This is a genomic window from Ruegeria sp. BE10, assembly GCF_056538905.1.
This window is the reverse complement of the sequence record NZ_JBQFTX010000003.1, coordinates 130,551-142,217: the sequence shown is the minus strand read 5'-3', so window position 1 is coordinate 142,217 and position 11,667 is coordinate 130,551. Positions and strand designations below refer to the sequence as shown.

16 protein-coding genes are annotated in these 11,667 nt (G+C 57.7%); 12 read left to right on the top strand and 4 right to left on the bottom strand.

Features of this window, described 5'->3' with window-relative positions; all coding sequences use genetic code 11:
• Positions 1-25 precede the first annotated feature (25 nt).
• Both ACR0M2_RS08800 and tuf read left to right on the top strand, forming a co-directional pair.
• Positions 26-619 carry a hypothetical protein gene (locus ACR0M2_RS08800; protein ID WP_170350410.1) on the top strand — a complete coding sequence of 198 codons (594 nt, stop codon included), beginning with the start codon at positions 26-28 and terminating at the stop codon, positions 617-619.
• Positions 620-732: 113 nt separating this feature from the next.
• A complete protein-coding gene (gene tuf / locus ACR0M2_RS08795; protein ID WP_170362959.1) occupies positions 733-1,908 on the top strand; it encodes an elongation factor Tu in 1,176 nt (391 codons plus the stop codon).
• Between the two features lie 101 nt (positions 1,909-2,009).
• Here tuf and ACR0M2_RS08790 read toward each other — a convergent pair whose 3' ends face one another.
• A complete protein-coding gene (locus ACR0M2_RS08790) occupies positions 2,010-2,351 on the bottom strand; it encodes a RidA family protein (RefSeq protein ID WP_170351824.1) in 342 nt (113 codons plus the stop codon).
• 517 nt (positions 2,352-2,868) lie between these two features.
• Between ACR0M2_RS08790 and ACR0M2_RS08785 the strand changes: the two genes are divergently transcribed.
• Positions 2,869-3,534 carry a Crp/Fnr family transcriptional regulator gene (locus ACR0M2_RS08785; protein ID WP_170351823.1) on the top strand — a complete coding sequence of 222 codons (666 nt, stop codon included), beginning with the start codon at positions 2,869-2,871 and terminating at the stop codon, positions 3,532-3,534.
• On the opposite strand, the gene rpe is transcribed toward ACR0M2_RS08785, so the two are convergent.
• Together rpe and phnF are read right to left on the bottom strand one after the other, a co-directional pair.
• Positions 3,531-4,217: a ribulose-phosphate 3-epimerase gene (rpe, locus tag ACR0M2_RS08780; protein ID WP_480645325.1), complete on the bottom strand. Its 687-nt coding sequence runs from the start codon at positions 4,215-4,217 to the stop codon at positions 3,531-3,533. The genes ACR0M2_RS08785 and rpe overlap by 4 nt on opposite strands.
• Before the next feature lie 292 nt (positions 4,218-4,509).
• Positions 4,510-5,220: a phosphonate metabolism transcriptional regulator PhnF gene (gene phnF, locus ACR0M2_RS08775; RefSeq protein ID WP_480637548.1), complete on the bottom strand. Its 711-nt coding sequence runs from the start codon at positions 5,218-5,220 to the stop codon at positions 4,510-4,512.
• 103 nt (positions 5,221-5,323) lie between these two features.
• Here phnF and phnG point away from each other — a divergent pair, with 103 nt between their 5' ends.
• The 9 genes from phnG to phnN are packed head-to-tail and all read left to right on the top strand — an operon-like array spanning position 5,324 to position 10,971.
• Positions 5,324-5,782 (top strand): phosphonate C-P lyase system protein PhnG, encoded by a 459-nt coding sequence (gene phnG / locus ACR0M2_RS08770; RefSeq protein WP_480704675.1) that lies wholly within the window; start codon positions 5,324-5,326, stop codon positions 5,780-5,782.
• Complete coding sequence (phnH, locus tag ACR0M2_RS08765) at positions 5,782-6,357, top strand: phosphonate C-P lyase system protein PhnH (RefSeq protein WP_480704673.1); 576 nt, start codon at positions 5,782-5,784, stop codon at positions 6,355-6,357. The genes phnG and phnH overlap by 1 nt, the downstream gene beginning before the upstream one ends.
• Before the next feature lie 3 nt (positions 6,358-6,360).
• Positions 6,361-7,452: a carbon-phosphorus lyase complex subunit gene (locus ACR0M2_RS08760; RefSeq protein ID WP_480704671.1), complete on the top strand. Its 1,092-nt coding sequence runs from the start codon at positions 6,361-6,363 to the stop codon at positions 7,450-7,452.
• Positions 7,449-7,697: a hypothetical protein gene (locus tag ACR0M2_RS08755; protein WP_480704669.1), complete on the top strand. Its 249-nt coding sequence runs from the start codon at positions 7,449-7,451 to the stop codon at positions 7,695-7,697. The genes ACR0M2_RS08760 and ACR0M2_RS08755 overlap by 4 nt, the downstream gene beginning before the upstream one ends.
• Positions 7,694-8,554 (top strand): alpha-D-ribose 1-methylphosphonate 5-phosphate C-P-lyase PhnJ, encoded by an 861-nt coding sequence (locus ACR0M2_RS08750; RefSeq protein WP_480704667.1) that lies wholly within the window; start codon positions 7,694-7,696, stop codon positions 8,552-8,554. Before ACR0M2_RS08755 ends, ACR0M2_RS08750 begins: the two co-directional genes overlap by 4 nt.
• Positions 8,551-8,955 (top strand): VOC family protein, encoded by a 405-nt coding sequence (locus tag ACR0M2_RS08745; protein ID WP_480704665.1) that lies wholly within the window; start codon positions 8,551-8,553, stop codon positions 8,953-8,955. The genes ACR0M2_RS08750 and ACR0M2_RS08745 overlap by 4 nt, the downstream gene beginning before the upstream one ends.
• Before the next feature lie 5 nt (positions 8,956-8,960).
• Positions 8,961-9,731: a phosphonate C-P lyase system protein PhnK gene (phnK, locus tag ACR0M2_RS08740; protein WP_480704664.1), complete on the top strand. Its 771-nt coding sequence runs from the start codon at positions 8,961-8,963 to the stop codon at positions 9,729-9,731.
• 11 nt (positions 9,732-9,742) lie between these two features.
• Positions 9,743-10,426, top strand: coding sequence for a phosphonate C-P lyase system protein PhnL (gene phnL / locus ACR0M2_RS08735; RefSeq protein ID WP_480704663.1), 684 nt, complete (start codon positions 9,743-9,745; stop codon positions 10,424-10,426).
• Positions 10,423-10,971, top strand: a complete 549-nt coding sequence (phnN, locus tag ACR0M2_RS08730; protein ID WP_480704661.1) for a phosphonate metabolism protein/1,5-bisphosphokinase (PRPP-forming) PhnN — start codon at positions 10,423-10,425, stop codon at positions 10,969-10,971. The genes phnL and phnN overlap by 4 nt, the downstream gene beginning before the upstream one ends.
• Here phnN and ACR0M2_RS08725 read toward each other — a convergent pair.
• Entirely contained in the window at positions 10,953-11,636 is a 684-nt protein-coding gene (locus ACR0M2_RS08725; RefSeq protein ID WP_480704659.1) for a DUF1045 domain-containing protein, read from the bottom strand. The genes phnN and ACR0M2_RS08725 overlap by 19 nt on opposite strands.
• Positions 11,637-11,667: the final 31 nt, after the last annotated feature.

The window sequence follows — 11,667 nt, the reverse complement described above, 5'->3', positions numbered from 1 at the left end:
AAAACAGGCCTATCGAGATGAACCTATGCTGCGCATTCTGACTTTGATTACCGGATTGGCCCTTATGGGCGCCTGCACGCAAACGCAGCTATATGAAGAGCCGGAATCGCTGGGCGAATTCAAGTTGCGGGTCAATTATGCCTTTGCTGAGAAGGCGGTGCAGGGGCCGGTCAGCCGCGATGCCACACCGGATGAATGGACCGCTGCTATTCAGAACGCAGTTGATATCCGGCTGGGTCGCTATGAAGGCGTGCAGGAATACGACATCGGTATCAGCCTCGAAGGCTATATGCTTGCGCCTCCGGGTATCCCGGTCATCTACAATCCGAAAAGCACGGCAATTGTCCTGGTCAACGTCTATGACGTGAACAAAAAAGAGTTCCTTGCCAAGGGCAAGCAGTTCCAGGTTCTCGAGGACACGACCGGCGGCAGTGCTTTGAAGGGCTCTGGCCACGAACGGACCAAAGAAGAGCAGATGAGCGGGCTTGCACTGAAGGTCGCGGACCGAGTCGAGGAATGGTTGGCCGAGGAACATAAAGACAATGGCTGGTTTGATCGTCGTCCAGACCTGATCCAACCGCTCGAATCCGGTGTTGTTACGCAAAATCCGGCATCTTAACCTGCTTTTCACGCAGGATGTGCTTGATTTTCCCCTTTGAACCAAATATCTCGCGCGCGCAGATGTAACCACGGGACCAAGGGTCCCCCAAATCGCAAAAGGGCGCCTGAGGAATGGCAAAGGAAAAGTTTGAGCGTACAAAACCGCACGTCAACATCGGCACGATTGGGCACGTTGACCACGGTAAAACCACGCTGACCGCAGCAATCACCAAGTATTTCGGTGACTTCAAAGCGTATGACCAAATCGACGGCGCGCCTGAAGAGAAGGCTCGTGGCATCACCATCTCGACCGCCCACGTGGAATACGAGACCGACAATCGCCACTATGCGCACGTTGATTGCCCCGGCCACGCCGACTACGTCAAGAACATGATCACCGGTGCCGCTCAGATGGACGGCGCGATCCTGGTTGTGAACGCTGCTGACGGCCCGATGCCGCAGACCCGCGAGCACATTCTGCTGGGCCGCCAGGTTGGTATCCCGAAGATGGTCGTGTTCATGAACAAAGTTGACCAGGTTGACGACGAAGAGCTGCTGGAACTGGTGGAAATGGAAATCCGCGAGCTGCTGTCTTCGTATGACTACCCCGGCGACGATATTCCGATCATCGCAGGTTCGGCTCTGGCCGCGATGGAAGGCAACAACCCGGAAATCGGCGAAGAGAAAATCAAGGAACTGATGGCGGCTGTTGATGACTACATCGACACCCCTGAGCGTGCTGTTGACCAGCCGTTCCTGATGCCGATCGAAGACGTGTTCTCGATCTCGGGCCGTGGTACCGTTGTTACGGGGCGTGTTGAGCGTGGCGTGATCAATGTTGGCGACGAGATCGAAATCGTCGGCATCCGCGACACCAGCAAAACCACCTGTACCGGTGTTGAAATGTTCCGCAAGCTGCTGGACCGCGGTGAAGCGGGCGACAACATCGGCGCTCTGCTGCGTGGTGTTGACCGTGAAGGCGTTGAGCGTGGTCAGGTTCTGTGTAAGCCGGGTTCGGTTACACCGCACACCAAGTTCGAAGCCGAAGCCTATATCCTGACAAAGGAAGAAGGCGGTCGTCACACTCCGTTCTTCGCGAACTACCGTCCGCAGTTCTACTTCCGTACAACGGACGTGACCGGCACCGTGACCCTGGCCGAAGGCACCGAGATGGTCATGCCCGGCGACAACGTGTCGTTCGAGGTTGAGCTGATCGCCCCGATCGCGATGGAAAACGGCCTGCGTTTCGCCATCCGCGAAGGCGGCCGCACCGTCGGCGCCGGCGTTGTGTCGAAAATCATCGAGTAAGGCGCTTAAGCCAATACTCAAAGAAAGGGCGTCCCTTGGGGCGCCCTTTTTTTGTTTGGATTTATCAGTTCCTAGGCGCGCAAACTGCCTTTGCCGAAGGCTTAATCGTAAGCAGCATCCACGATAAATTCCACTTTCAGTTCGGGGCGTGCCAGCTTGGCTTCCCCGCAGGCGCGGGCCGGTGCGTGACCTTTTGGAACCCAGGCATTCCAGACCTCGTTCAATCCGGCAAAATCTTTCATATCGGCCAGCCAGATCGTAACACGCAACATATTTTCACGTGATGACCCGGCTTGTACGAGCAGGGCATCGATTTTTTCGAGGCAAATTCGGACTTGTTCCTGAATAGTGTCACCCTCGGCGACTTGTCCGGTCAGGTAGGCCACGCCGTTGTGTTTTACGATTTTCGAGGACCGTTCGCCGGTGTCGATGCGTTCAATCATGGGGCATTCTCATTTAGATGTTTGATGCGGCTGTTCATGGTCACAAGATGACCTGCTTGGCAATTGCTATTTTCGTGGCAAGATCTGCGGTCGTTTTGGCGGTTTAATTTTACCTCCACTTCAACGCAAAGAAGTGACCCCATGTTTGCACTCGAAGCAAACGGCGCGAGACCCGCAGGGGTTGGTGTCAGAAAATCAGAGTTTGGGGTAAATCATGTTTGGACTTCCGTTCGTACACTACAGCACGCGTATCCTGCACAGCACCGATCTGGGCGACATGCAAGCCGCAATCCTAAGCGCCGATGATCCTGAGACGGGCACCAGATCGCACTTGCTACATCCGCAGCAGAAAGTAAGCCACATAACCTGTCTTTCAGAGAAACCGGAAAGATTCCGGGTGAAAAAGTAATAGGCCGGAGTCAACGCTCTAGCCCACCTAACAGCGACTGCTAAACTCAACATGCACCTGTAAAGCGCGCCTGGCCCCGGTCAGCGCACAAAACTGATGAGGTAGGGCATGGTGGGTTTGGACCTTTTGGTAAATGCGGCGAATGTCTTTTACCTGATATCTTATTCGGTCAGGGATATTTTCTGGCTGCGTGTTCTGTCGGTGATTGGCGCGATGATCCTGCTGCCCTATTACTATCTGCAACCCGCGCCGCTGTGGGCCCCGATCGGGTGGAACCTGTTTTTCACCGGTATCAACATCTTTTGGATTGTGCGTTTGTTGCTGGAACGACGCCCGGTGCCATTTACCGATATGCAAAGACACCTCTATGAAATCGCTTTGCGCAATTTCTCGGAGCGGGACGCATATGACCTGCTGAGAATGGGAGTTGCAAAAACAGTTCCGGTTGGAACCAATCTGTTAACGCAAGGTAGCCCGGTACACAGCCTATCGCTTATCGTGGATGGGGAAATCGGTGTTGAGATGAGCGGAGACCGCGTAGACACGCTGGGCGAAGGCCGGTTCCTTGGCGGGACGGCCTTTCTGGCCAAAGATCAGGGCTTTACCGCGCCGGTGACCGTGACAGCCCTTAAACCGTCACGGGTGATCGAATGGAACATGTCCGATCTGACTGCGGAACTGCAAAAACAGCCAGATCTGGCAATTTCAATCGAAGCCAGCCTTGGGCTCGAGATTTCGCGGTTTCTGCAAACCGCCAGGTTACAGATGGCCTAAACGGCGGATTCTGCGGCAGCCCGTACTGCGCGAATATTGTCGCCATAGACACCGGGGCTTTCAACTGATCCACCCTTGAAGACGGCTGATCCTGCGACCAGCACGTCAGCACCTGCGGCTGCAACCAATGGGGCTGTTTTCGGGTCAACACCGCCGTCGATCTCGATATGCACGGGGCGGTCACCGATCATCTGACGCAGTTTGCGGACTTTGCTGGTCATGTCGATGAACTTCTGACCACCGAATCCAGGGTTCACGGTCATGACGCAGACCAAATCGGTCAGGTCCAGAAGATGCTCGACGGCTTCGGCTGGCGTGCCGGGATTCAGCGCAACCCCTGCCTTCATCCCGGCTGCACGAATGGCTTGCATCGTACGGTGGGTGTGCGGACCGGCCTCGACATGCGCCGTAAGGATATCGGCACCTGCATCGGCATAAGCCTGAATATAAGGATCAACCGGCGCAATCATCAGGTGGACATCCATCACCGTTTTGACATGCGGGCGGAATGCCTTGACGGCGGGTGGGCCAAAAGTCAGGTTCGGGACGAAATGGCCGTCCATAACGTCGACATGGACCCAATCCGCGCCCTGGGCCTCGATCGCCTGAATCTCTTGCCCGAAATTGGCGAAATCGGCGGATAGGATCGACGGGGCGATCTTGATGGTGCGGTCAAAGCTCATGGTGGCCTCGTGTCAGCTGAAGAGTCGCGGTCGCGTATACCTGCGCTGCATTGCAAAGGGTAGCCCCCGCGGTTTGCCAAACGTTACAAAACTTTCACCGCGTTGCAGGAGTGCTTGAGCATTTTAGGAGCAGTCATGTCAAAGAGCGGAACCACTCCCGCACCCGCTGGCGCATGGGCTGTGCCGATACCCCCTGGCGGCTTTGGGCCCGGCGCCACGCGCAGCGCGGCGCTACGCCCAACGGGATGAGGCCTCCGCAAGGAGGTCGAAGACGGGCGAGAGCCTCCGGTGCTCAATCGTTATTCAGGGTCAGGGTAACCCGCTCTCCTGCAAAAACCGTGCGCCCGAATTCGACCGGTACGCCGTTTAGATCGGCATTGATCCCCGTCGAGAACAGCACCGGAGCGCCTTGCGACAGTTGCAGATGCAAACCCTGTGTCGCCGTGGCAGCCCGCGCGGTCAGGCGGGTAGACACACGGGTGTAGTCTGCGACGCCACAGCGTTGCAGTGCCTTGGTCACGGATCGCGTGTCTTGCAGCGCAGTCAGGATGTCGGGCAGACGATCAGCCGGAAAGACGCTCTGAAATAGGCCGATGGGCTGGCCATCGGCCAGAGACAGGCCGTCATACACGTGAACCGTGTCTCCGGGGGTAAGCTGCAGAGCTTCGGCTTCGGTTTCATCTGCCGCGCGGGTGGTCAACGACAGGATCGTCTTGCCCGGCATCTTACCGCTGGCCGATATGCTTTTGTGGTATCTCACCCGTTTGCCAATTGGATAATCGGTCGGGCGCGCGGCCACAAAAACGCCTGACCCGCGCCGTGGGCGGACCAGACCTTGTTCGGCCATGTCCGACAGCGCGCGCCGTACCGTATGCCGATTGACACCATGTTGCGCCGCCAATTGCGCCTCGGTCGGCAACCGGTCACCGGTATTGTATCGCCCCTCGGCTATGTCCGAGGTCAGGCTGAGCGCAATGCTTTTCCAGACAGGCGTTTTATTCATGTCACCAAACTTTCACGGGTGCGCGGATTGCGGGTTCTCCGCGAGGGGTGTAATATTTGTCTAGTTGTATAGTTCATATAGACAACCTGGCCAAGGGGGTTTGATGACCGATAAAACAAAAACCGCGAATGCTGCGCGTCAGGAATGGATGGGTTTGCTGGCCTGCGCTCCAGAAGAAGAACTGATTGCGTTGTTGGATGAAATTGGCGCGCTTCCGCGCTTTCAATGGATCCGTCACCCCGAAGTAGGTGGTGTGATGGTGCGCGGACGGATCGGCGGCACAGGCGCGCCATTTAATCTGGGTGAAATGACGATCACGCGCTGTTCGCTCGCGTTGCAGGACGGAACAATTGGTCATGGCTATGTGCAGGGACGTTCCAAGCGAAAAGCGGAAATAGCGGCGCTGGTTGATGCGTTGATGCAAACCGACGCCGCCGGAGACGTTCGTGCGCGGGTGATCGCTCCGCTTGGTCAACAGATGCAGACAGCCAAAACAACCCGCGCCGCCAAGGCCGCGGCCACCAAGGTCGAGTTTTTTACGATGGTGCGAGGTGAAGACTGATGACCGTGCAAAACCAATTTTCAGGCGGGTTCCAGAACGCACCAATTGAAGCGGCCCATGCTTTTCGTGCCGCGATGACGGTCATGGCGCGCCCGGGTGAGATCCGCCGGATGATCGGCACTCACCCACCCGCGCCCTTGTCCGTGGTGGCGGGGACGTTGCTGCTGACGCTTTGCAACCCGGACACCAGTGTGTTTTTGGCGGGTGAGGTTGATACGGATGCAGTGCGGCAATGGTTGACCTTTCACACCGGTGCGCCGCTTGTGGCAGCTGACCAGGCTGAGTTCGCAATCGGAACGTGGCAAGCGCTGATGCCCTTGGGGCAGTTCTGCATTGGAACGCCTGAGTATCCTGACCGTTCAGCGACGCTGATCGTGGAATGTGACGACCTGAATCAAGCGGGGGCAACGCTGACGGGGCCGGGGATCAAGGGCGTCGCCCGTCTGTCACTACCGGATATTCCGATGCTTCAAACCAATGCGGCGCTGTATCCATTGGGATGTGATTTTTTCTTCACCTGCGGTGACAAAGTCGCGGCGTTGCCGCGGAGCACGCAGATCAAGGCAGAGGGTTAGTCGATGTATGTGGCTGTAAAATGTGGTGAGAAGGCCATCGAAAACGCCCATGCCTGGCTGGCCGAGGAACGGCGCGGGGCGACCGATGTTGCTGAACTCAGCATCGCGCAGATCCGTGAACAGCTGAGCCTTGCGGTAAACCGGGTAATGGCCGAAGGGTCTTTGTTCGACCCCGATCTGGCTGCTCTAGCCATCAAGCAAGCGCGCGGCGATTTGATCGAGGCGATTTTCCTGATCCGTGCCTATCGCACCACCTTGCCCCGGTTCGGGTATACCAACCCGGTTAAAACAGACCGTATGGCCTGCGACCGCCGAATCTCGGCCACGTTCAAGGATGCGCCGGGCGGACAGGTGCTGGGTCCGACCTTTGATTACACACATCGTTTGCTGGATTTCAAACTGGCTGCCGAGGGCGAGGTTCCGCCCTCACCCAAAGGTCAGCCACGCACAGACCCGGTTCCTCATATCGCCGACTTTCTGAAGGATGAGGATATCATTCAAGATGAACCCGCAAGTGACGACGCTCCGGCTGATCTGACTCGGCAACCGATGGAGTTTCCGGCCGGACGCCCCCTGCGCTTGCAATCGCTGGCCCGCGGGGATGAGGGGTTTGTGTTGGGCATGGCCTATTCAACCCAGCGCGGTTACGCCCGCAACCACGCCTTTGTCGGCGAATTGCGCATCGGCAAAGTCGCGGTCGAGATGGATATTCCCGAGTTGGGCTTTGCCATCGAAATCGGCGAGGTGGAATTGACCGAATGCGAGACGGTGAACCAGTTCAAGGGCTCCAAGACCGAACCACCCCAGTTCACGCGCGGTTATGGTCTGGTCTTTGGCCAGTCGGAACGCAAATCAATCGCCATGGCTTTGGTCGACCGCGCGTTACGCTGGCAGGAATTGGGAGAAGACAATCTGGGCGCCCCTGCGCAGGACGAGGAATTTGTCCTGAGCCATGCGGACAACATTCAAGCGACCGGGTTCCTCGAACATATCAAGCTGCCGCATTACGTGGATTTTCAGTCCGAACTGGAATTGGTCCGCAAGCTGCGGCGCGAGGCCGAGGCGAGGACTACACCGCAGGAGGCAGCCGAATGAGCCTGACCAACGCACAGCGGATAAGCGGTTTATTGCTCCTATTCCGTGTCCTTCACCCTGTGATCGCCAAGGTCAGGGGCACCGATTGCTTTCCAAATACCGGCCTTGTCCCGCAGCATCGATTCTCGTCGCCGTCTGGAATGGCGGATATGCAGGATGAGATAAAACATAATGGCCAAAAAGACCGCTCCACATACAAAAACGTCCATAAAAATACCAAAACACAAAGTGATACTTCAAAATGAATGAGTACAACTTTGCATATTTGGACGAGCAGACCAAGCGGATGATCCGCCGAGCTATCCTCAAGGCTCTGGCTGTTCCGGGATATCAGGTACCTTTTGCCAGCCGTGAGATGCCCATGCCCTATGGCTGGGGAACGGGCGGCGTGCAGGTATCGGCTGCAACATTGACGCCGGACGATACGCTCAAAGTGATTGACCAGGGGGCCGATGACACCACCAACGCCGTTTCGATCCGCAAGTTCTTTGAAAACACCGCAGGGGTGGCGACAACCGAGGAAACCGCGAAGGCAACTGTTATCCAGACACGCCATCGCATCCCCGAAGCAAAACTGACCGAGGATCAGATCCTTGTGTATCAGGTACCGATCCCTGAACCCCTGCGTTTTCTCGAACCGCGCGAGACCGAGACCCGCAAGATGCACAGTCTTGAGGAATATGGCCTGATGCATGTGAAATTGTACGAGGATATCAGCCAACACGGGGTGATCTCGACCGCATATGCCTATCCGGTAAAGGTCTCGGGGCGTTATGTGATGGATCCGTCGCCGATCCCGAAATTCGACAACCCGAAGCTGGAAATGGACGCGACCCAGCTGTTCGGGGCTGGGCGGGAACAACGCATCTATGCGCTGCCGCCGCATACCAAAGTGGTGAGCCTGGATTTCGAAGATTACCCGTTCGAACCCACCAAGGCCGATCATCCCTGCGACCTGTGCGGGGCAGAGGACAGTTATCTGGACGAGGTAATCATGGATGATGCAGGCAACCGGATGTTTGTCTGTTCCGACACGGATTACTGCCGCACGCGACGCGCGCGGGGGAGCCAAGGGCGATTAAGCAAGGAAGGCGAGATATGATACGGCAGAATGTATTGGGAATTGATCACCTTGGCCTGACGGTCGCTGATCTGGACGCCTCGAAAGGGTTCTTTGTCGACGGGTTAGGCTGGGATGTAGTGGGTGGCAAGCCGGAGTACCCCTCGGCTTTTATCAGCAACGGTGCCGCCGTGTTGACCCTGTGGCAGCAGAAGGGTGACAACCGGCGCGGGTTCGATCGGCACGCAAATGTGGGTCTGCATCACGTGGCATTCAAAGTGCCGGACGAGGCCGCGCTGAACACCGTATTCGATGCCATCAAGGACTGGCCAGGGGTTATGGTCGAATTTGCGCCAGAGCCATCCGGCGCGGGTCCGAAAATCCATTTCATGATCCGGGAACCCGGCGGCAACCGGATCGAGTTTGCCTACGATCCGAGGTGACGGTTATGACACCCCTGCTAAGCGTTCAGGACATCACCAAGACATATGGTGCACGAATCGGCTGTACGGGAGTCAGTTTCGATCTCTATCCCAGCGAGGTGATGGGCATTGTTGGCGAAAGCGGCTCAGGCAAGACAACATTGCTGAACTGTCTGGCAGGTTATCTGGAGCCGGACATGGGGCAGGTGATCTTTGACACGCGCACGGATGGTCCGATGGACACAGTGACCATGTCGGAACCCGAACGCCGGATGCTGGGGCGAACGGATTGGGCCTTTGTCCATCAGCATGCAAGCGACGGTTTGCGCATGTCGGTCAGCGCGGGGGGGAACATAGGCGAACGGCTGATGGCCTTGGGTAACCGCCACTATGGGTCGATCCGAGGCGATGCTATGGATTGGTTGGGGCGAGTCGAGATTGACACAGACCGCATTGATGACCGCCCCACCGCGTTTTCCGGTGGGATGCAGCAGCGCTTGCAGATCGCGCGCAACCTGGTGACGGGGCCTCGGCTGGTATTCATGGATGAACCGACCGGTGGGCTGGATGTCTCGGTTCAGGCGCGCTTGTTGGACCTGCTGCGGGGGCTGGTGCGCGAGATGGGGCTGAGCGCCATAATCGTAACCCATGATCTGGCCGTGGTGCGGCTGCTGGCGGATCGGTTGATGGTGATGAAGGACGGCCACGTGGTTGAGGCCGGGTTGACCGATCAGGTATTGGACGATCCGCAGCACGCTTATACGCAGCTCTTGGTTTCAAGCGTACTGCAAGTGTGAAAGGGAAGGAGATGATCGAACTTAAAGGTGTCAGCAAAAGCTTTACCCTGCACAATCAGAACGGTGCCGTGATCCCGGTGATGGAAGGCGCTTCGCTGAAAGTCATGCCTGGCGAGTGTGTTGCTTTGACCGGGGCGTCGGGGGTGGGCAAGTCGACTTTGATGCGGGTGATCTATGGCAACTATCTGGCGGCATCCGGTCAGGTTCTGGTTGGTGGGCTCGACGTAGCTCAGGCTGAACCGCGTGAGATTTTGAACCTGCGCCGCGAAACGCTGGGATACGTCAGCCAATTCCTGCGTGTCGTCCCACGAGTGCCAACGCTTGAGGTTGTGGCCGAACCGCTGTTGGCCATCGGATTTGACCGGCAAGTGGCTCTGGACAAAGCAGCTAATCTGCTGGTGCGGCTGAACATTCCCGAACGCTTGTGGACCCTAAGCCCTACGACATTTTCCGGCGGTGAACAGCAGCGGGTGAATATCGCGCGAGGCTTTGTGCATGACTATCCGACGTTGTTGCTGGATGAGCCCACGGCCTCACTGGATGCAAAGAACCGCGAGACGGTTCTGGCGCTGATCACTCAGGCCAAGGCACGTGGCGCGGCAATTGCCGGCATTTTCCACGACGTGGACGCACGCAAGTGCGCCTGTGATCGCGAGGTCAACGTATCCGACTTTGCACCTGGAATGGCCGCATGAGCCTTGCCACTGTCATAGCGGTCGTGGGCCCGTCAGGCGTCGGCAAGGACAGCGTGATGCAGGCGTTGGTGGCCCGTGCGACCGGCATTTGTTTGGCACGCCGCGTGATCACGCGACCCGAGGGCGAAGAGGGTGAGGATTTCGACCGAGTGTCTGATACTGAGTTTCATCAGATGGTTGCGCGGGATGCCTTTGCGCTACACTGGTCCGCGCATGGTCTGTTCTACGGCGTGCCCCGCACCATTGAAAAACAGCGGCAAAGGGCAGATGCCATTTTGGTGAACCTGTCCCGATCTGTCTTGTTGCAGGCCCAAGAGGTGTTTGGCGATCTGATCGTGATCTCTCTGACCGCTGATCCCGAAGTGTTGGCGCAACGCCTGTTGATGCGCGGACGTGAGAGCGCACCTGAGCAGACACGAAGGTTGGCGTGTGCCAAAGTGCCTTTGCCCGAGGGGCTGAAACGGGTGATCGAGATTGACAACTCCGGGCCGCTGGAGGCTACGGTTGAAGCCATTCTCGATCAGCTTCAGCCGGAAAGGACGTAGCGATGGATCAGGTGAAACCGCCCATCCCTTGCCTCGCCCACCAAAGCCAGATCATTGATTTGAAAGGGCGCGGGCAGCAGGGGAACAAGGTGCGATTGCAGCGCGCGCTCAACTGTCGACAACGTGGGTTTGTCCAATTTACCGCTGAGGGTGATGTGAAAACGGAAAGACTCCATCACATGCGGATAACCCCATTGCACCAGGTTAGCCTCTTGCCGGGCGTTCAGGCCATGGGCGCGGCGGCGGTGCAGTTCGGCCTCCGATGGCGGGGCACGAAAGCTGTCCAGATCACGCACACAGGCGGCAGCCAGCGCGTTCAGAGCGACCTCATCCCCCATCGGACGCAAAGCCAGAAACCGACCCAATCGGGCGATCTGCAGCCCGCCCAGGGCGACCGGGGCCTGCGTGGCCGCAAGCCGCGCGCAGGCGTCGTGCAACGCTTCAACCGACTGCCTATCCCGCAGGCAAAACGGGGGCTTCATCGTCGCATGCAGCCCGTATTTGCGCGGCACCTCGGTCACGGCTGCAACGTCCACACCGTTTATCACCGGGTGGGCAATGGGCGTTCCGACCTCCATATCCCAGCCCAGCCAGCTGGTGGCGAATTTCGTCCATTCCGCCCGCGCCGGGGGCATAAAATAGATCGCGTATCGCGTGAATGTCACGTTGGCCTCCTGTGCGCGGCCTTTCCACTTG

Coding starts and splice junctions, on each gene's coding strand:
- phnN (WP_480704661.1), top strand. CDS start 10,423: ATGAGCCTTGCCACTGTCATAGCGGTCGTGGGCCCGTCAGGCGTCGGC.
- rpe (WP_480645325.1), bottom strand. CDS start 4,217: ATGAGCTTTGACCGCACCATCAAGATCGCCCCGTCGATCCTATCCGCC.
- ACR0M2_RS08760 (WP_480704671.1), top strand. CDS start 6,361: ATGTATGTGGCTGTAAAATGTGGTGAGAAGGCCATCGAAAACGCCCAT.
- ACR0M2_RS08745 (WP_480704665.1), top strand. CDS start 8,551: ATGATACGGCAGAATGTATTGGGAATTGATCACCTTGGCCTGACGGTC.
- tuf (WP_170362959.1), top strand. CDS start 733: ATGGCAAAGGAAAAGTTTGAGCGTACAAAACCGCACGTCAACATCGGC.
- ACR0M2_RS08750 (WP_480704667.1), top strand. CDS start 7,694: ATGAATGAGTACAACTTTGCATATTTGGACGAGCAGACCAAGCGGATG.
- ACR0M2_RS08790 (WP_170351824.1), bottom strand. CDS start 2,351: ATGATTGAACGCATCGACACCGGCGAACGGTCCTCGAAAATCGTAAAA.
- ACR0M2_RS08800 (WP_170350410.1), top strand. CDS start 26: ATGCTGCGCATTCTGACTTTGATTACCGGATTGGCCCTTATGGGCGCC.
- ACR0M2_RS08755 (WP_480704669.1), top strand. CDS start 7,449: ATGAGCCTGACCAACGCACAGCGGATAAGCGGTTTATTGCTCCTATTC.
- phnH (WP_480704673.1), top strand. CDS start 5,782: ATGACCGTGCAAAACCAATTTTCAGGCGGGTTCCAGAACGCACCAATT.
- ACR0M2_RS08785 (WP_170351823.1), top strand. CDS start 2,869: ATGGTGGGTTTGGACCTTTTGGTAAATGCGGCGAATGTCTTTTACCTG.
- phnK (WP_480704664.1), top strand. CDS start 8,961: ATGACACCCCTGCTAAGCGTTCAGGACATCACCAAGACATATGGTGCA.
- phnG (WP_480704675.1), top strand. CDS start 5,324: ATGACCGATAAAACAAAAACCGCGAATGCTGCGCGTCAGGAATGGATG.
- phnL (WP_480704663.1), top strand. CDS start 9,743: ATGATCGAACTTAAAGGTGTCAGCAAAAGCTTTACCCTGCACAATCAG.
- phnF (WP_480637548.1), bottom strand. CDS start 5,220: ATGAATAAAACGCCTGTCTGGAAAAGCATTGCGCTCAGCCTGACCTCG.